The organism is Paenibacillus harenae (genome assembly GCF_030812415.1).
GTDB classification, from domain to species: domain Bacteria; phylum Bacillota; class Bacilli; order Paenibacillales; family Paenibacillaceae; genus Pristimantibacillus; species Pristimantibacillus harenae_A.
The window spans coordinates 133,379-151,372 of record NZ_JAUSST010000008.1 but is presented as its reverse complement, the minus strand read 5'-3'; the positions used below and the strand labels follow the sequence as shown (position 1 = coordinate 151,372).

Sequence of the window (17,994 nt, the reverse complement as noted above, 5' to 3'; positions counted from 1 at the left end):
TGTGTAGTACCTCCCTTTCTAGAACGTGACCCCCGCGTGTAAAATAACATTCGCGTAAGGCGAGCATTCACCGGTGCGAATAACCGCTTTCGCTTGACGGGTCAATGCTTTAAACTGCTCGTGATTGACGATTTCCGCCTCCGCTCCGTCCAGCATCCGCTTCGAGAGTTCGAACAGCTCCGGATTCACTTTCTTCATTTCATCCGCAACCGTATAGCGTTCGACCTGCATTTCTTCCAAAATGGTCTCCAGCGTTTCCAGATAACCCGGCACGCCGCGCTTGAGCGCCAAGTCGATCCGTTTCACGCCGGGCGGTATCGGCAATCCGCTATCCGATATTACAATGGTGTCCGTATGACCAAGCTCGCTGATCAATCTCGACAACTCGCTGTTGATGATTCCAATCTTTTTCATGCTGCTTTACGCTCCCGTCTTCTGCTGTTCCTCCGCAAACCGCCGCGCTTCCGCTTCCGTCGGCATTCCCGCCTGCGCCCCGAATTTCGTCACGGCGAGCGCGGAAACAAGCGATGCGAAAGCGATTGCTTCCTCCAAACTCCGTCCGGCGGCGATGGATAACGCCAGACCGGCATTATAGCAATCGCCTGCGCCCGTCGTGTCGACTACCGGCACTTTATAGCCCGGTATCGTATGCATCGATCCGTTATCGTCCAAATAAGCGGAGCCGTCCGACCCGAGCGTCGTCACGATATGCGCGGCTCCCATTTCTTTCATGCGCTGCATCGCCTGCTCGAGCGCTTCGCCGTCTGTATCCATGCCCGTGTACCGGCCAAGCTCCGAACGGTTCGGCGTCATATAGTCGACGAGCCCGAACAGCTCGTCCGGCAGCGGCTGCGCCGGCGCCGGATTAAGCACGACCGTCTTGCCGAGCGACTTCGCTTTGCGGGCGGCGTATACGACCGTTTCCACCGGAATTTCCAGCTGCAGCAGCACGATATCCGCCTGCCGCAGCTTATCTTCGCTGCGGTCAATGTCGGCCGGCTCCACCCGGCTGTTCGCGCCCGGCACGACGACGATGCTGTTGTCGCCTTCGGCGACATAGATCGAAGCGACGCCGGTCGACATGCCGGCTACCCGCTTGATGCCGGATACGTCGACGCCGTCCTCTTGCAGGCTGCGTAGCAGCTCTTCGCCGAAGGCGTCTTCGCCGACCGCTCCGATCATCGCCGTCTCCGCTCCTAGACGAGCTCCCGCGACCGCCTGATTCGCCCCTTTGCCGCCGGGAATGAACCTGATGCGCTCTCCCATAATCGTCTCGCCTATTTGCGGATACCGATCGGTTTCGACGACGATATCCATATTCAAGCTGCCGATGACGACCAACTTAGGCTTGTTCATATGCCGTTTTTCCTCCTTAACGTCGATTCTCGGGCAATCAGCTTCACATCCAGCTCGTACAGCCGGTCTTCTTCGAGATTGCCTTCGATTTTTTTGATGAGCAGACGGGAGATAAGCGCGCCCATATCGTAAATCGGCTGCGCAATCGTCGTGAGCTCCGGCGCCGTAATCTCCGTCGTTTGAATGCCGTCGAAGCCGCAGACGGCGACCTGCTCGCCAACACGGATTCCCATGCGGTGCAGCGCTTTCAGCGCGCCGACCGCCATCAAGTCGTTGCCGGTAAAGATGCCGTCGATATCCGGATGGCGCTCCATCAGCCGCTCCGTCGCTTTCATCCCCCCGGCTATCCGGAAGTCGGCCGGCTCCAGCAGCGTCGGCGTATACCAATCGAATCCCTGCACCGATTGCTCGAAGCCGATGAGCCGTTCCTTCCCTGTAACCAGATGCTGCGGACCGTATATATGGGCGATTTTGCGGCAACCCACGTCCCGCAAATGCTGAACCGCCATGACGGCGCCTTCCCTGTTCTTGGAACGGACGACGCTGAAGTTCTGCTCATCCGGGCCGCGGTCCAAACATACGAACGGGATGCCAAGCTTTGTCAACATTTCCGCATCTTCGTGCCCGAACGTGTTCGAGGCAAATATAATTCCGTCGATATACTTCTGCTTCAGCGTTTCGATATATCTTTTCTCTTTCGTGCCCTGATCATCCGAATTGCCGAAAATAACCGTGTAGCCGTATGTGGCCGCGACATCCTCCACTGCCCGGGCGAGGTCCGAAAAGAACAGGTTCGAAATGTCGGGCAGGATGAGCGCGATCGTGTTCGTTTTTTTGCCGGCCAAGCCTCGCGCTACCTGATTCGGCGCATAATTCAGTTTCTCGATGGCGTTCTTGATCGATTGCTCCGTTTCCGCATTCACATAACCGCTTTTGTTCAAGAAACGCGATACGGTCGATACGGAAATACCGGCCAATTTGGCAACATCACGAATCGTTGCGATGGCGATCCCTCTCCTCATGCATCATGGTAACGATACCATGTATTTTCATAATGCCAATTTATTTGTTATTGATATGCTAATATAATGTATTTTTACGATGTGGTAACGTTACCACAACGAAAATATACCACAACTTTCGACAAAGCGCAAGTATACAGAATATCCCAATCTTGAAAGTGATGCGGTCATAAAAAATAGCGGTGCAGAAAGTTATTCCTGCACCGCCATTTTTCGTTTAGCAAGAGAAGTAAATCCCCTAATGTATTGTTATATCGTCTGCAATCGGCATTTCCATCATTCTCTTAACCTCTCCGAGATCGTCGGTTTTGCCGAGCGCCCACATTAATTTAGGAACGATCGCCTCCGTATTCATATCCTTCGATGAAATAATGAGCTCCCCGGCCGCTAATCGCCCTACCTCGTAAAGCGTCCGGTCTTCGCCCTCTTCCAGGCATTGCGTCGTCATAACGACAGCTACTCCCGATTGAAGCAGCTCGATTATTTTCCGAACCAGGCTTCTACCTTGGTTAGGCACGCCTCCAAGTCCGAAGCCTTCGATGATTACCCCTCTATAATGACATCTCAGAAAGTCAAAAAGCTCCGGCTTGGTACCCGGGTGCAGTTTCAACAAAAAAACATCCGGACATAAGGAAACCTCTAATTTCATCTCCGCGTCGCCGCGTAACAGCGAAACGGACTTATTGTACCTGATTTCTCCCTCTTCAATAAAGGCCGCGTATGGATGATTAATGCTTTCAAAAGCATGATAGCTTCGGGTTCTCACTTTCACGGCTCTAGTCCCGTGAATCGCCTTGCCGTCAAAAACAAGAAATACGCCTCCGATGTCTTCGGAGGCAAAGCGTACAGCGTCGACAAGGTTTTTGCCGGCATCGGTATTGTCATAATGAATAGGAACCTGCGAGCCCGTCATAACAACCGGCTTAGCGATATTTTGCAGCATATAGGAAAGGGCGGCAGCCGTATATCCCATCGTGTCCGTCCCATGCGTGATGACAAATCCGTCATAATCGCAGTAACTCTCATAGATGGCCTCGGCTATACGGACCCAGCATTCAGGCTGCATATTCGTGCTGTCTATTTCCATCAGCGCTTTGCTTTCAATTGTGCATCCGAGATTTTGTTCAAGCAAATAGCCCGCTATTTCCGCATCCGTTATGCCCGGAATCAGTCCGTTTGCCCCCGAGACCGATGCGATCGTTCCGCCTGTAGTCAGCAACAGCAATTTTTTCATAAGAGCTTTCCGAGGAATGCTTTCGTCCTTTCATGCTTCGGGAAATCGAATATTTCGGAAGGAGTCCCTTCCTCGACGATGTATCCCCCGTCCATGAAGATGACGCGGTCTGCCACTTCGCGGGCGAACCCCATTTCATGAGTGACGACAATCATCGTGATGCCTTCGCGAGCCAGCTCCTTCATGACGAGCAAAACCTCGCCCACCATTTCGGGATCCAATGCCGAGGTCGGCTCGTCGAACAGCATGACGCGGGGATTCATTGCCAAGGCGCGGGCAATGGCTACGCGCTGCTTTTGTCCGCCGGATAAACGATCGGGGGATTCATCCTTTTTCTCCGCCAAGCCCACTTTTTCCAACAGCTCTATTGCTCTTTTCTCATTGAGCTGCTTATCCAACTTTTTAATATGTTTCGGGGCGAGCATAATATTTTTTAACACCGTTAAGTGGGGAAATAAATTAAAGCTCTGGAACACCATCCCCACGTTTTCGCGCAATTTATCGATATTCGTTTTCGGTGAAGTCACTTCCACGTCGCCAATCGTAACCTTTCCCGACGTCACATCCTCAAGAAGGTTCAGACACCGGAGGAATGTGCTTTTTCCCGATCCCGACGGCCCGATAACGCAAACCACTTCTTTCTCCCGGACCGTTGTGGATATATCCTTCAGTACTTCCAACGAACCGTATTTCTTTCTCAGGTTTTGTACGACGATCATGAGCTGAACCTCCTCTCAAGCTGACGGAATAATCGGGTTAATATATAGATGATCACGAAGTAAATAGCGCCTACGATACCCCATATTTCAAAAGCGCGGAAATTAGAAGAAATGATAATTTCACCGTTTTGCGTCAATTCCCGAATACCAATGACGGACAGCAGGGACGTATCTTTAAGGCTTATAATAAATTGGTTTACGAAAGCCGGGATCATTCGACGCAGCGCTTGCGGTAAAATGACCAGCCTCATCGTCAAGAACCGGCTTAGCCCTAAAGACCGGGAAGCTTCCACTTGCCCTTTATCAATGGAAACAATGCCTCCGCGGACAACTTCCGCAATATAGGCGCCCGCATTCAAACTAAGCGCCGCGATTCCGCCGATCTCTTCCGATATTCGAATGTCCAGAAAGGCGGGCAAGCCCAAATAGATAAAAAAGATTTGAACGAGCAGCGGCGTGCCCCGAATGAGGTCCACATAAAACGTGGCAACCCCCCGAAGGATCTTATTTTGGGATGTATTCATCAATCCCGCGATTAAGCCTATAACAAACGCAATGCACAACGAAATGAACGCCAGCTTCATCGTAATCAGAACGCCTTGCAGCAGCGTCGGCAATGCATCCAAAATAACTTGCAGCGAGGACATCAATGTATTCCCCCCTTCATCTTGTATTATCGATTATTTATTTTGCCGTTGTTCCGATATAAGTTTTAACGATTTCATCGTATTTCCCGTTTTCTTGCAGCTTTTTCAATCCATCGTTAATTTTTTGCAGCAGCTCTTCATTGTCTTTCCCGACGGCGATGCCATAAAAATCGCCGTTCAACCGGTCTCCGACAACTTTCAAATTAGCATCGGGGTCAACTGCGATCTTGTACGAAATGACCGGAAAATCCTCCAGCGTAACGTCGGCGTTTTTATTGACGACTTCCTGGTACATTGTCGGGCTGTCGTCGAAATATTTGATTTCCGCGCCGTATTTTGTCGCCAATTCCTCTGCCATCTTTGCGCCCGATGTTCCTTTTTTGATCGCGATCGTTTTTCCGGCCAAATCTTCCGGACGATTGATCGTCGTATTATCGGACCGAACGATAAGCGAAAGGCCCGCCTCGTAATACGGATCGGATAAGCTGACAACCTGTTTGCGCTCGTCCGTAATGCTGATGCCCGCAATGGCGCCATCCAATTGGCCCGCCGTGATTGCCGGAATAATCGCCTTGAAATCCATTGGCTTGAGCTCAACCTCGAAGCCCTCTACTTCGGCAATGGCGTTGATCAAGTCGATATCGATGCCGGTGTACTTCCCATCCTTTTCGAACTCGAAGGGAGGATACGTGGCGTCGGTGCCGAACGTGTATTTCTTAACCTCTTCCTTGTTGGTTCCCGTTCCAGGATCAGCCGTATTTTCATTTCCGCAGGCACTAAGCGTTAACGCGATGACAGCCCCAATTAACGATAAAACGATCTTCTTCATATAAGTCCCTCTTCTCTCTTCTTGGTTTTGTAACAATCGTTCCGTTTCACGTCCTTATCGTACCTCCTCCGCTACAGTATCCTACAGCATCCTACATGAACCATTACACACAATGTAAATAAACCTTACATAGAGAATAAACTTGCTCCTTACGGCCAAGGTGAAACGGCTAATGCCATCCTTTGGTGGCGTGGCGCGTTTCATTCCGGTGAAATATAGGCGTGAGTATAAGAGTGAATCTTATACTTTCCTATATTTAAAAAAAAGAATCCGTAACGTTAATCTGGACACTAACAGATTGAACGTTCGAATTCTTAAGCGAGGGGGATACAAAAACGATTCAGCTTTTCATTTTTTCCAGTACCTCTATATAAAAAACCTGCAAAAATTTTTTAATGTTTACTTTCCCTTTTTCGGGCTGCAGCTCTTCGTCCATAACCTTCATTCTCATCCGGATATCTTGAAAATCAAAGTAAAGCGGCGCATAATATTCGAATTTCGGGTTGCCGTAATCCGTAAGACCGATGGAAGCCAAATGATTTAACGCAGCCATCACGGTCCGCCTGATCCGCTGCTCGATCGCTTTGCTCTCCTTCTCTATATCGCTTTTGCTTTGTTTATAAGCCCGGGCTAAGGATTCATATAATTCTTTCAGCGGCGGGAAGTCGGCAGCCTGGCGCTGTTCGATTAAACATTCCATTAACGCAACGATATCTTTACTGCCGGTTTCGCCGATTATTCCCAAGTCCATTAGAATAGGCTTTACGACTTCGCGGGCGGTCGGTTCCCGGCGAACCGCCGTTGATTCTACGGGATCGAATTTAGCCAAAGATTGCTTGATTTCAATAATCTGCCGCTCGTATTTCCGCCGTTCGTTTACTTTCAACAATACGGCTTCCACTTCCAAACGGTTTATCGGCTTATGGATAAAAAATTCAATTCCGCTCTGATAGGCTTGCCCTACCAATTCTTTATTTTCGATTTGCGAAATCATGATAAACTTTCCGTTATAACCTCTATCCTTCAATTGCGTTATCGTCTCGATCCCGTCCTGATTAGGCATCAATAAATCGATCAACACAATATCCGGCTTCAGTTCAAGAATGATCTGAGTCCCCTCTATTCCTTCATCCGCAGTGCCTGCAACCTCGCCTAGCTTGCACTGCTCGATAATGTTTTGCAGCATCCGCCTGCTGACTGCGTCGTCATCCACGATTACGAAAGATATCGACATCTGCTCCCCCCCCTTTTTGTAAAGCGGTTATTGGAATATGAACGTAAAACCGCGCACCGGCTGCCTCCCCCGATGATTCCGCTTCGATCACGCCTCCGAATGAATGAACAATATCGCGTACGTGAGAAAGCCCGATCCCTGTTGCCGCAATTCCCTCTACATCAAACTTTGTCGTAAAGCCCGGTTCGAAAATAATCGAAATATCTTTTTCGGAAATGCCGTCCCCTGAATCCGAAACGACAAAAACGATTTCTTTTTCCTTTTCGACAACCTGCACGGTTATCGTACCGTTCTTCTCAATGGCTTCCACGGCATTGGATACCAGGTTGTTAAGTATCGTCAATAGAGGAATGTAATGCGGGGTATGGAAGTTTGACTCCGCTTCTTTTACGATGACGATTTTTTTGTCCAGCATCTCGCTGTATTTTTGATTTCCTTTTACGACGAAATCGAGAATTTCCGGCAGGCTCAGGTCGACCACGATTTCAGTGTCGTATAATTTCAGCAAGCCTGCCAATATACGCTGGGAATCCTTCTTCACTTCGTGGATCTGCTGGGCGACCCCCAATGCTTGTCCGCTGTATCCGTTCAAGTTCTCTTCCTTTAATTGACGGGCAAGATTAAAGCTGTCTACGGTAATGGACTCGATCGTCTCCATTGATTTTTTCAAATAAAAGACTTCTCCATACAAACCCGCGCCGATGTTGATCATTTGCTCCATCCGTTTTTGCTGCTCCGCATGAATGAAACGCATTTGACTAATCGAAATGCTGCTGTAAAGCCCGATCACAAAATAGCTTCGCACAACCGCTACGGCCATTAATTGAACCCATTCCCCTAGATAAAAAACATGCGTATCAAGCAGCATTCCGCGTATGAAGAGCTCGGTCACGTTGCAAGCAAAATCGATGACTGAAATAACCGCGCCTAAGACCAGAGGGTGAAAGTCGTTTATTCTATGTTGAAACCTGCTCATTCCAAATGCGAAAACGACATAATAAATGCCGGCCGCCACGTTGTTTTGTATGCTTTCCACGATGGAAAAGGTGCCCGTAGCGATCATCCAATCCGCCGCCTGGAACACCATACTGAATATCCCTGTCAGGATTCCGATCGTTAAATAAGACAAGTGGCGCATAAACAGCAAAAAAAACAAAAAAATGCTGACACCCAGACCGATACGGAAATCATCGCCGCTGAAGGGGTTAATCTTGAATTGCGCGCCGATCGCCGTAGCCAATGCGATAGCGATCATTTGCAGTCTTTCGTTTTTAATAATATTGTTCATCCTTCGATCCGCCCCCAGCCTGAGAGTCAGAAATTGTACACTAACATATCTTATTTATGACATATATATTAACATAGATTTGACATTTGTTGAACTCATGGTAGAAATTGAAAGGCACCTCAATCGAGGTGCCTTCGAGAAACATAGCGATGATAAGCTCCATGAAAAAGACCGCCCGACATCGATTTCCGTTAGGAAAAATGATGTCGGGCGGTCTTGAACCGCAGCCGCTTCTTTAACGAAGCGCTTTGGCAGCGATATCGGTACGGCTTTGCTTGCCTTCGAAGTCGATAACGCTGACCGCCTCGTAAGCGCGTGCGCGCGCTTCGGCAATGTCTTTGCCTCGGCCTACGACGCCAAGCACGCGTCCGCCGTTCGTGACGAACTCGCCGTCCTTCGATGCCGTGCCGGCATGGAACACAAGCGCGCCTTGCGCTTCAGCTTCCGCAAGGCCCGTAATGACGCGGCCCTTCGGATACGATGCCGGATAACCTTCGGATGCGATAACGACGCACACGGCTGCTTCGTCATCCCACTGGATGTCAAGGTCGCCCAGTCTGCCGTTGAGCGAAGCGAGTACGATGTCGACAAGATCGGTTTTCAGTCGCGGCAACACGACCTGCGTCTCCGGATCGCCCATGCGAGCGTTGAACTCGATCGTTTTCGGACCGTCCTTCGTAATCATAAGGCCCGCGAACAGAACGCCGCGGAACGGCCGGCCTTCGCTGACCATCGCTTTTGCCGTAGGGATAATAATATTCGTGATCGACTCGTCGATGATCGCTTGGTCGATATGCGGAAGCGGCGTGTACGTGCCCATGCCACCCGTATTCGGCCCTTTGTCGCCGTCGAAGATCGGTTTATGATCCTGTGCAGGCACCATCGCGCGAACCGTCTCGCCGTCGACGAATGCCAGAATGGACATCTCTTGTCCTTCGAGGAACTCCTCGATGACGATCTGGTTGCCCGCATCGCCGAATACTTTGTCGACCATTGCTTCGCGAAGCGCCTTCTCGGCCTCTTCGAGCGTAGCTGCAACCGTTACCCCTTTGCCTGCGGCAAGACCGTCGGCCTTGATGACGATCGGAGTAGACTGCTCGCGCAAGTAAGCGAGCGCCGATTCGTAGTTCGTGAACGTCTCGTATTTCGCAGTCGGGATGTCGTATTTTTTGAGCAGGTTTTTCATGAAAATTTTGCTGCCTTCGATTTCGGCCGCGTTTTTGCGAGGTCCGTACGTTGGAATGCCCTCTGCTTCGAAAGCATCAACGATGCCGTCTGCGAGCGGATCATCTGGACCGATGAACACGAGGTCGATGGACGCTTCCTTCGCGAAGCGAGTAAGCTCGGCGAATTCGCTGACCGCAATCGGCACGCATTCCGCAAGCTGCCCGATACCTGCATTGCCCGGCGCGCAGAACACTTCCTTAACTTTCTCGCTTTTCTTGAGCGCCCAGACGATCGCATGCTCCCGTCCGCCGCTGCCAACAACCAATATACGCATATGCTGATCCCCCTATAAGTTGCCTATTTATTAAACAAGGGGCACGGCTGTGCCCCTATTTCAATCATTAGTGTTTGAAGTGGCGAACGCCGGTGAATACCATCGCGATGCCGGCTGCGTTAGCCGCTGCGATCGATTCCTCGTCCTTGATCGAGCCGCCCGGTTGGATGATCGCCGTAATGCCCGCTTTGGCAGCAAGCTCAACCGTATCTCCCATCGGGAAGAACGCATCGGAAGCTAGCGCGGCTCCTTTAGCCTTCTCGCCTGCTTGCTCGATCGCGATGCGAGCTGCGCCTACGCGGTTCATTTGACCGGCCCCTACGCCAACTGTCATATCGTCCTTCGCTAGAAGGATCGCGTTCGACTTCACATGCTTGACGACTTTCCATCCGAACAGCAATTGCTTCAGCTCTTCTTCCGTCGGCTTGCGGTCAGTGACGAATTGCAGATCGGCTTCCGTCACGCTATGCACGTCGCTCTCTTGCACGAGCATGCCGCCAGCTACCGAAGTAACGATCCATTCCGGTTGGCGTTCTGCCGCCGAAGTGAGTGCGCCTAGCGTGAGAAGACGTATATTTTTCTTCTTCGTCAGAATGTCGAGCGCTTCCGGCGTGAAGTCCGGCGCGATAATGATTTCCAGGAAAATGCTGCCGAGCAGCTCAGCCGTGTCCGCGCCGATCGTACGATTAGCCGCTACGATGCCGCCGAAGATCGACGTCGGGTCAGCCGCGTACGCTTTTTCATACGCTTCGTGGATCGTTGCGCCGATGCCTACGCCGCAAGGGTTCATGTGCTTAACCGCAACTACCGCCGGCTCGTCGAACTCTTTCAGGATGCCAAGCGCCGCGTTCGCGTCGCTAATGTTATTGTAGGATAGCTCCTTGCCATGCAATTGCTTGGCTGTGGAGATATTGCCCTCAGCAGCAAGCGGCTTGCTGTAGAAAGCAGCCTTCTGATGCGGATTTTCGCCATAGCGAAGGTCTTGCACCTTCTCGTAAGTAACCGTGTACGTCTCGGGAAGCGGCTCGCCCATTTGCTTCGAGAGGTAATCCGAGATGAGGGAGTCGTAAGCAGCCGTGTGCCGGAACACTTTGGCAGCGAGACGTTTGCGCGTTTCGAGCGTCGTGTCGCCTTGCGCTTTTACTTCTTCCAGAATCGTGCCATAGTCGCCAGCGTCGACAACGACCGTTACGAACGCATGGTTCTTGGCTGCCGAACGAAGCATTGTCGGGCCGCCGATGTCGATGTTCTCGATCGCGTCCTCGTACGAAACGTCCGGCTTCGCGATCGTTTCTTTGAACGGGTACAAGTTAACGATAACGAGGTCGATGTAGTCGAGGCCAAGCTCCTTCATCGCCTTCTGATGCTCTTCGTCGTCGCGAACGGCGAGCAGGCCGCTATGTACCGCCGGGTGCAGCGTCTTCACTCGTCCGTCGAGAATTTCCGGGAAACCCGTCACGTCGGAAATGCCGATAACCGGTACGCCTTCCTTCTGAAGCAGGCTGAACGTACCCCCTGTCGAAATAATTTGCACGCCTTGCTGCGCCAGCTCGCGTGAAAACTCCACGATGCCGGTCTTATCCGAAACACTGATTAACGCTCTGCGAATAGCCACGCCAAATTCCTCCTCATCTATATGGAACAACAATTTTTTAGCTTTATTTCGCTGAAACTAACCTTAGTTTGTGGAATAGAGCTAATTTCTAGCTCTATTCGGTCAGCTTCGCCACGTTCCGTCCGCCAACTAGCGGCGGATTGTCACATGCCTTCCATCCAGCGACACGCGGTTCTCCGCGATGAGCTGGATGACGCTTGGCAGCAGCGCTTGCTCCGCTGCGTGAATGCGCTCGGCGAGCGACGATTCCGTATCGTCGCTCGCCACCTCTACCGGGACTTGCGCGATGATCGGCCCGCTGTCCATGCCGCCGTCCACATAGTGGACGGTGACGCCGGTCAGCTTGACGCCGTAAGCCAGCGCCTGGCCGATGCCGTTCACGCCTGGGAAAGCCGGCAGCAGCGCCGGATGAATATTAATCATCCGGCCGTAAAACGGCTCAACCAGCACCGATGTAATGATCCGCATGTAGCCGGCCAGCACAATGAGCTCAACGCCGCGGCGCTGCAGCTCGGCGATAATTTCCGTCTCGTAAGCTTCGCGAGACGGATACTCCTTCGGCGTGAACAGGAACGTGTCCACGCCCGCCTTCCGCGCGCGCTCCGCAACGGGAGCCGCAGGCTTGTCACAAACAAGAAGCTCGATGGTTACATCGAGCTTCCCCTCTTGCACCGCATCCACGATCGCTTGGAAGTTCGTGCCTTGTCCCGAAGCAAAGACGGCGATGCGAAGCGATGCCATTATACGTCCGCTCCCGTAAACGTTACGATGCGGCTTCCTTCCGTAACCGTTCCGATACGGTAAGCCTCCTCGCCAAGCTCCGCCGCTACGCGCAGCGCAGTCTCCGCTTGATCCGCCGGTACCACTACGACCAAACCAACGCCCATGTTGAACGTGGTGAACATATCGCGGTTCGTAATGTTGCCCTTCTCCTGCATCAAGCCGAAGATCGGCAGAATCGGCCACGAGCCGTAAGCGATATCGACGTTAACGCCTTCCGGCAGCACGCGCGGAATGTTCTCGATGAAGCCGCCGCCCGTAATATGCGCCATGCCCTTCACGTTCACTTGCTCGATCAGCTTAAGCGCCGATTTCACGTAAATGCGAGTTGGTTCGATCAATACGTCGCCTAGTCGAGCTCCGCCAAGCTCTTCGAGCGTCTGCTCCAAAGAGTAGCCGGCTTCCTCAAGCAGCAAGCGGCGAACGAGCGAGAAGCCGTTGCTGTGAATGCCGCTCGATGCGAAGCCGATAACCGCGTCACCCGCCGCAATGGTCGAGCCGTCGATCATTTTTTTCTTATCTACGATACCGACCGTGAAACCGGCGATGTCGTATTCACCTTCCGAGTACATGCCCGGCATCTCTGCCGTTTCCCCGCCGATCAGCGAGCAGCCCGCTTGCACGCAGCCCTCGGAAATACCGGCAACGATCGCTTCGATCTTCTCGGGCACGACCTTGTCGCATGCCAAGTAATCGAGGAAAAACAAAGGCTCGGCGCCTTGCACGATAATATCGTTCACGCACATCGCTACCGCGTCGATGCCGATCGTGTCATGCTTGTCCATGGCAAAAGCAAGCTTCAGCTTCGTGCCGACGCCATCCGTTCCGGATACGAGAACAGGCTCCTCGTACTTGTCCTTGTTCAGGCCGAACAAGCCTCCGAAGCCGCCAAGCTCCGCCATAACCTCCGGACGGTAGGTGCGCTTGACATGCTTCTTCATCCGTTCAACCGCTTCATTGCCCGCCGCAATATCGACGCCGGCTTTTTTGTACGCTTCTGACACTTTCGGTCAACTCCTTAAAATGTAATGCATGCTTTATTTCTGCCACGCTCTGCCTCGTTCTAGCAGCTGCAGCTTTTGTCCGATTCTTCGTTCACCGGCGTCGGATAATCGTTATCGAAGCAGGCCAGGCACATACCACGGTTGTAAGCTCCGTCATTGCCGCCGACCGATTCCACGAATCCTTCATCGCTTAGGAAAGATAACGAGTCCGCGTTGATCTGCTTCCGGATCTCCTCTACCGTCCGGTACGAAGCGATCAGCTCCTTGCGGTCAGGGGTATCGATGCCGTAGTAGCACGGGTTTTTGAAAGGCGGCGACGTAATCCGCACATGCACCTCGGTCGCTCCTGCTTCGCGAAGCAGGTTCACGATACGAAGCGAGGTCGTGCCGCGCACGATCGAATCGTCGATCATGACGACGCGTTTGCCTTCCACGACTTTGCGAACGGCGGAAAGCTTCATCTTTACGCCTTTCTCGCGCAGCTCTTGGGAAGGCTGGATGAACGTCCTGCCTGTATATTTATTTTTGATAAGTCCAAGCTCATAAGGAATACCCGTTTGCTCGGCATAACCGATCGCGGCCGAAATACTGGAATCGGGCACGCCCGTTACAATATCCGCGTCCACGAACGATTCCTGCGCAAGCTGACGCCCCATCCGTTTGCGCGCCGAGTGAATGTTGATTCCGTTAATATCGCTGTCCGGGCGGGCAAAATAAATGTATTCCATCGCGCAAGTCGCGCGGCGCTCCACTTCGGCATAACGGTCTTCACGCATGCCGTCAGCGTCGAAGATCAGCAATTCGCCCGGCTGCACATCGCGCACATATTCCGCGCCGATCGACTCGAACGCGCAAGATTCCGACGAGAATACGAATCCGTCGCCGATGCGTCCCATCACAAGCGGACGAAGTCCGTTCGGATCGGAAGCGACGAGCAGTTTATCGTTCGTCATGATCAGGAAGGCGAAGCCCCCGACAATACGCTGCAAAGCTTCCTTCGCCGCCGTCTCGAAGTCCTTCGAGGAACGAGCGATCAGATGCGCAATAACCTCCGTGTCGCTTGATGTCTGGAAGATCGATCCCGACATCTCAAGCTCCTTGCGGATTTCCGGCGCATTGACGATGTTGCCGTTCGTTGCAACGGCAAGGTCACCGTCGCGATAGCGGAAGATCAGCGGCTGCGCATTCGCCAGCTTGCTCTCTCCAGCCGTGGAATAACGAACGTGGCCAATCGCCCGGTCGCCTTTCAGATGGTCAAGCTCGTCCTTGCCGAACACTTCCTTAACAAGCCCCATGTTGCGGTGGTAAGCGAAGGCATTGCCGTTAGCCGTATCGACCGTGCAAATACCCGCGCTTTCTTCGCCGCGATGCTGAAGCGCATGCAGGCCGTAATAAGAGAGGCTCGACGCCGCCGGGATATTGAATACCCCGAAGACGCCGCACTCTTCACGCAGTTTGTCGAAAATATCGTCACGACCGATACCCTCGTTATAATGATCTCCCGTCCAAAGCAAAGGTTTGCTTATTTCATCAGACATGGAATCGCATCCTTCCAGACCTTCTCCAGTTGTTTGACCGGCGCGTTGATGCCGGACTTGCCATTTACGTTGATGGAAAGGCTGCTGCCTTTAACCGTACCGACTGTAGCGTTGATAACGCCTTGCTCGTTCAGGTAAGCCGTCAATGCCGCAGCATTGTCAGGCTTAGCCGAGAGCAGAATACGCGATTGCGATTCGCTGAACAGCAATTGATCCGCGCGAAGCTCGGTCGACAAAGCGATCTCTGCGCCAAGTCCGCCGCTGATGCACGATTCTGCCGCAGCTACCGCGATGCCGCCTTCGGACAAGTCATGCGCCGATGCGACAAGGCCTTTTTGAATCGCGCCAAGCACGGCTCCGATTACTTTTTTCTCCGTTGGGAGATCGATTTCCGGCGGACGTCCGCTAGGTGCGCCTTCGAGCACGTATTGCAGCTCGCTGCCGCCGAACTCTGCTTTTGTCTCGCCGATCAGGATGATTACGTCGCCTTCGGCTTTGAAGCCTTGCGTCGTAATGTGGTCGACGTCGTGCACGAGACCAACCATGCCGATAACCGGCGTCGGGTAGATCGCGCCTTTCGCGTTCTCGTTGTACAAGCTGACGTTGCCGCCGATAACCGGCGTATCGAGCACGACGCAAGCTTCGGACATGCCGTCTGCCGCTTTCTCAAGCTGCCAGAACACTTCAGGCTTCTCCGGGTTGCCGAAGTTCAGGTTGTCCGTAATCGCAAGCGGCTCTGCGCCGGAGCAAACGATATTGCGCGCCGCTTCGGCAACGGAGATGCGTCCGCCGACTTCCGGATCCAAATATACATAACGACCGTTGCAGTCCGTCGTCATCGCAAGCGCCTTGCGCGTGCCGGGAATCGTCACGACTGCCGCGTCGGAGCCCGGCTGAACAGCCGTCGACGTACGAACCATGTAGTCGTATTGATTATATACCCACTCTTTGCTCGCAACCGTAGGGGAAGCAAGCACCTTTTCCAAAGCGCCGTTCAAATCCGTGATTTCGGCAAAAGCAGCCGTGTCCACTTTCGCATTGTCGCGATAGTAAGCAGGCTCTGCAGAAGGCTTCTCATAAACCGGGCACTCGTCGACGAGCGCTTTGACCGGCATATCCGCCACTTCTTCGCCTTGGTGGAACAAACGAAGACGTCCGTCATCCGTTACTTTGCCGACTTTGGCGCAAATAATGCCCCAACGGTCGAAAATTTCTTTCGCTTGCGCTTCATGCTGCGGTTCAACGACGAACAGCATGCGCTCTTGCGACTCGGAAAGCATCATTTCGTAAGGCGTCATGCCTGTTTCGCGTTGCGGAACTTCGTCCAGGTACAGCTCAAGGCCGTTGCCCGCTTTCGAAGCCATCTCCGCGCTGGAGCAAGTAAGTCCAGCCGCGCCCATATCTTGAATGCCAAGCACGATACCGGAATCGATCAGCTCAAGCGTCGCTTCCATAACGAGCTTCTCCATGAACGGATCGCCGACTTGTACCGCCGTACGCTTCTCTTCGGATTCTTCTGACAGCTCGACGGAAGCGAAAGTCGCGCCGTGGATACCGTCGCGGCCCGTTGCAGGACCCACGTAAAATACCGGGTTGCCTACCCCTTTCGCTACGCCGCGTTGAATTTTATCGTGATCGATAAGTCCTACGCACATCGCGTTAACGAGCGGGTTGCCTTCATAGCTCTCGTCGAACATGACTTCGCCCGCAACGGTAGGGATACCGATACAGTTGCCGTAGCCCGCGATGCCGCTGACGACATGCTCGAACAAATATTTAACGCGCTCATTCTCCAGATTGCCGAAACGAAGGCTGTTCAGAAGAGCAACCGGACGTGCGCCCATCGAGAAAATGTCGCGGATAATGCCGCCTACGCCCGTAGCAGCGCCTTGGAAAGGCTCAACCGCCGACGGATGGTTATGCGATTCGATCTTGAACACGACCGCTTGGTTGTCGCCGATATCGACGATGCCTGCGCCTTCGCCCGGTCCCATGAGGACGCGAGGGCCCGTGATCGGGAATTTTTTCAGGATCGGTTTGGAGTTCTTGTACGAGCAATGCTCGGACCACATGACGCTGAATACGCCGATCTCCGTATAGTTAGGCTTACGGCCGAGGAATCCGCAAATAAGCTCATATTCGTAATCGGATACGCCAAATTGGCTGTAAATTTTCTGATCGGCAATTTGATCCGCCGTTGGTTCTTTAGCCGTTAACTGCTGCGCCATGTTGTTCCCTCCATGCATTCAAAATCGATGTGAACATCCGTTTGCCGTCTTCCGAGCCGAGCAATTGGTTGACTGCGCGCTCCGGATGCGGCATCATGCCGACTACGTTGCCCGCTTTGTTGCTAATGCCCGCGATGTTCTCTACCGAACCGTTCGGGTTCGTGTCGCCTGCGTAGCGGAATACGATTTGGTTGTTCGCTTTCAGTTCAGCCAGCGTCGCCTCGTCGCAGAAGTAATTGCCTTCGCCGTGAGCGATCGGAATAGTGATCATCTCGCCTTGCGAGTATTGGTTCGTGAATGCCGTACCGTTGTTAACGACCTCAAGCTGCGTTTGGTGGCAGCGGAATTTCAATCCGTTATTGCGGATCAAAGCGCCGGGAAGCAGTCTAGCCTCGGTCAAGATTTGGAATCCGTTGCAAATGCCAAGAATGAACTTGCCCTGGTCGGCAGCTTTCTTCACTTCGTTCATGACAGCCGCGAATTGCGCGATAGCGCCGCAGCGCAAGTAGTCGCCGTAGGAGAATCCGCCCGGCACGAGAATCGCATCGTATGCGGATAGGTCGGTAGCCGTATGCCATACGTAGTCGACAGGCTGGCCGATCGTTTCTTCAACCGCCTTGTAACAGTCGATGTCGCAATTGGAGCCTGGAAATACAAGAACCGCAAACTTCATCGTCTTATCCCTCCAGCTCAAAACGGTAATCTTCGACAACCGTGTTCGCAAGCAGCTTCTCGCACATCACTTTGATGCGCGCTTCGGCTTCTGCGCGGTCGTTCGTATCAAGCTCAAGCTCCAAGTATTTGCCGATGCGCACTTTGCCGACTTCGGCGAAGCCCATCGAGTGAAGCGCGCCTTGTACGGCTGTTCCTTGCGGATCCAAAACGTTTTCTTTGATCGTGACATAGACGGTTGCCTTCATAATAGCCTCCTGGAAATGTGAGTTTTCCCTTTGCGGGCATGAGCTGGGAAAAGGGATCGTTCGCGAGTGCGCAAGGGTA

The 17,994-nt window shown here is 52.8% G+C and carries 17 protein-coding genes; all 17 read right to left on the bottom strand.

Annotation, left to right across the window (positions count from 1 at the left end):
• Positions 1-18: 18 nt before the first annotated feature.
• The 17 genes from rbsD to purS all read right to left on the bottom strand — a co-directional run bounded on the left by rbsD (position 19) and on the right by purS (position 17,918).
• Entirely contained in the window at positions 19-414 is a 396-nt protein-coding gene (gene rbsD, locus J2T14_RS26415; RefSeq protein ID WP_307475740.1) for a D-ribose pyranase, read from the bottom strand.
• Positions 415-420: 6 nt separating this feature from the next.
• Positions 421-1,356, bottom strand: a complete 936-nt coding sequence (gene rbsK / locus J2T14_RS26410; RefSeq protein WP_307475737.1) for a ribokinase — start codon at positions 1,354-1,356, stop codon at positions 421-423.
• A complete protein-coding gene (locus tag J2T14_RS26405) occupies positions 1,353-2,378 on the bottom strand; it encodes a LacI family DNA-binding transcriptional regulator (RefSeq protein ID WP_307475735.1) in 1,026 nt (341 codons plus the stop codon). The genes rbsK and J2T14_RS26405 overlap by 4 nt, the downstream gene beginning before the upstream one ends.
• Positions 2,379-2,616: 238 nt before the next feature.
• Positions 2,617-3,612, bottom strand: coding sequence for an asparaginase (locus J2T14_RS26400; protein ID WP_307475733.1), 996 nt, complete (start codon positions 3,610-3,612; stop codon positions 2,617-2,619).
• On the bottom strand, positions 3,609-4,331 hold the full coding sequence (locus tag J2T14_RS26395; RefSeq protein ID WP_307206367.1) for an amino acid ABC transporter ATP-binding protein: 723 nt from the start codon (positions 4,329-4,331) through the stop codon (positions 3,609-3,611). Before J2T14_RS26395 ends, J2T14_RS26400 begins: the two co-directional genes overlap by 4 nt.
• Positions 4,328-4,981, bottom strand: coding sequence for an amino acid ABC transporter permease (locus J2T14_RS26390; protein WP_307206368.1), 654 nt, complete (start codon positions 4,979-4,981; stop codon positions 4,328-4,330). Before J2T14_RS26390 ends, J2T14_RS26395 begins: the two co-directional genes overlap by 4 nt.
• Before the next feature lie 34 nt (positions 4,982-5,015).
• Positions 5,016-5,807: a transporter substrate-binding domain-containing protein gene (locus J2T14_RS26385; protein WP_307475731.1), complete on the bottom strand. Its 792-nt coding sequence runs from the start codon at positions 5,805-5,807 to the stop codon at positions 5,016-5,018.
• Positions 5,808-6,147: 340 nt separating this feature from the next.
• Complete coding sequence (locus J2T14_RS26380; RefSeq protein WP_307206370.1) at positions 6,148-7,041, bottom strand: response regulator; 894 nt, start codon at positions 7,039-7,041, stop codon at positions 6,148-6,150.
• Positions 7,013-8,329: an ATP-binding protein gene (locus J2T14_RS26375; protein ID WP_307206371.1), complete on the bottom strand. Its 1,317-nt coding sequence runs from the start codon at positions 8,327-8,329 to the stop codon at positions 7,013-7,015. The genes J2T14_RS26380 and J2T14_RS26375 overlap by 29 nt, the downstream gene beginning before the upstream one ends.
• Before the next feature lie 235 nt (positions 8,330-8,564).
• A complete protein-coding gene (gene purD / locus J2T14_RS26370; protein ID WP_307475729.1) occupies positions 8,565-9,830 on the bottom strand; it encodes a phosphoribosylamine--glycine ligase in 1,266 nt (421 codons plus the stop codon).
• 67 nt (positions 9,831-9,897) lie between these two features.
• The gene (gene purH, locus J2T14_RS26365; protein WP_307475726.1) at positions 9,898-11,445 is read right to left on the bottom strand and encodes a bifunctional phosphoribosylaminoimidazolecarboxamide formyltransferase/IMP cyclohydrolase; all 1,548 of its coding nucleotides are present in this window, start codon (positions 11,443-11,445) and stop codon (positions 9,898-9,900) included.
• A 129-nt stretch (positions 11,446-11,574) separates the two neighbouring features.
• Positions 11,575-12,186 carry a phosphoribosylglycinamide formyltransferase gene (gene purN, locus J2T14_RS26360; RefSeq protein WP_307206374.1) on the bottom strand — a complete coding sequence of 204 codons (612 nt, stop codon included), beginning with the start codon at positions 12,184-12,186 and terminating at the stop codon, positions 11,575-11,577.
• Positions 12,186-13,229: a phosphoribosylformylglycinamidine cyclo-ligase gene (gene purM, locus J2T14_RS26355; protein WP_307206375.1), complete on the bottom strand. Its 1,044-nt coding sequence runs from the start codon at positions 13,227-13,229 to the stop codon at positions 12,186-12,188. The genes purN and purM overlap by 1 nt, the downstream gene beginning before the upstream one ends.
• A 59-nt stretch (positions 13,230-13,288) precedes the next feature.
• Positions 13,289-14,767 (bottom strand): amidophosphoribosyltransferase, encoded by a 1,479-nt coding sequence (purF, locus tag J2T14_RS26350; RefSeq protein ID WP_307475723.1) that lies wholly within the window; start codon positions 14,765-14,767, stop codon positions 13,289-13,291.
• On the bottom strand, positions 14,752-16,995 hold the full coding sequence (gene purL, locus J2T14_RS26345; protein ID WP_307475721.1) for a phosphoribosylformylglycinamidine synthase subunit PurL: 2,244 nt from the start codon (positions 16,993-16,995) through the stop codon (positions 14,752-14,754). The genes purF and purL overlap by 16 nt, the downstream gene beginning before the upstream one ends.
• Positions 16,973-17,668: a phosphoribosylformylglycinamidine synthase subunit PurQ gene (gene purQ / locus J2T14_RS26340; RefSeq protein ID WP_307475719.1), complete on the bottom strand. Its 696-nt coding sequence runs from the start codon at positions 17,666-17,668 to the stop codon at positions 16,973-16,975. Before purQ ends, purL begins: the two co-directional genes overlap by 23 nt.
• A gap of 4 nt (positions 17,669-17,672) precedes the next feature.
• Complete coding sequence (gene purS, locus J2T14_RS26335; RefSeq protein WP_307476050.1) at positions 17,673-17,918, bottom strand: phosphoribosylformylglycinamidine synthase subunit PurS; 246 nt, start codon at positions 17,916-17,918, stop codon at positions 17,673-17,675.
• Positions 17,919-17,994: the final 76 nt, after the last annotated feature.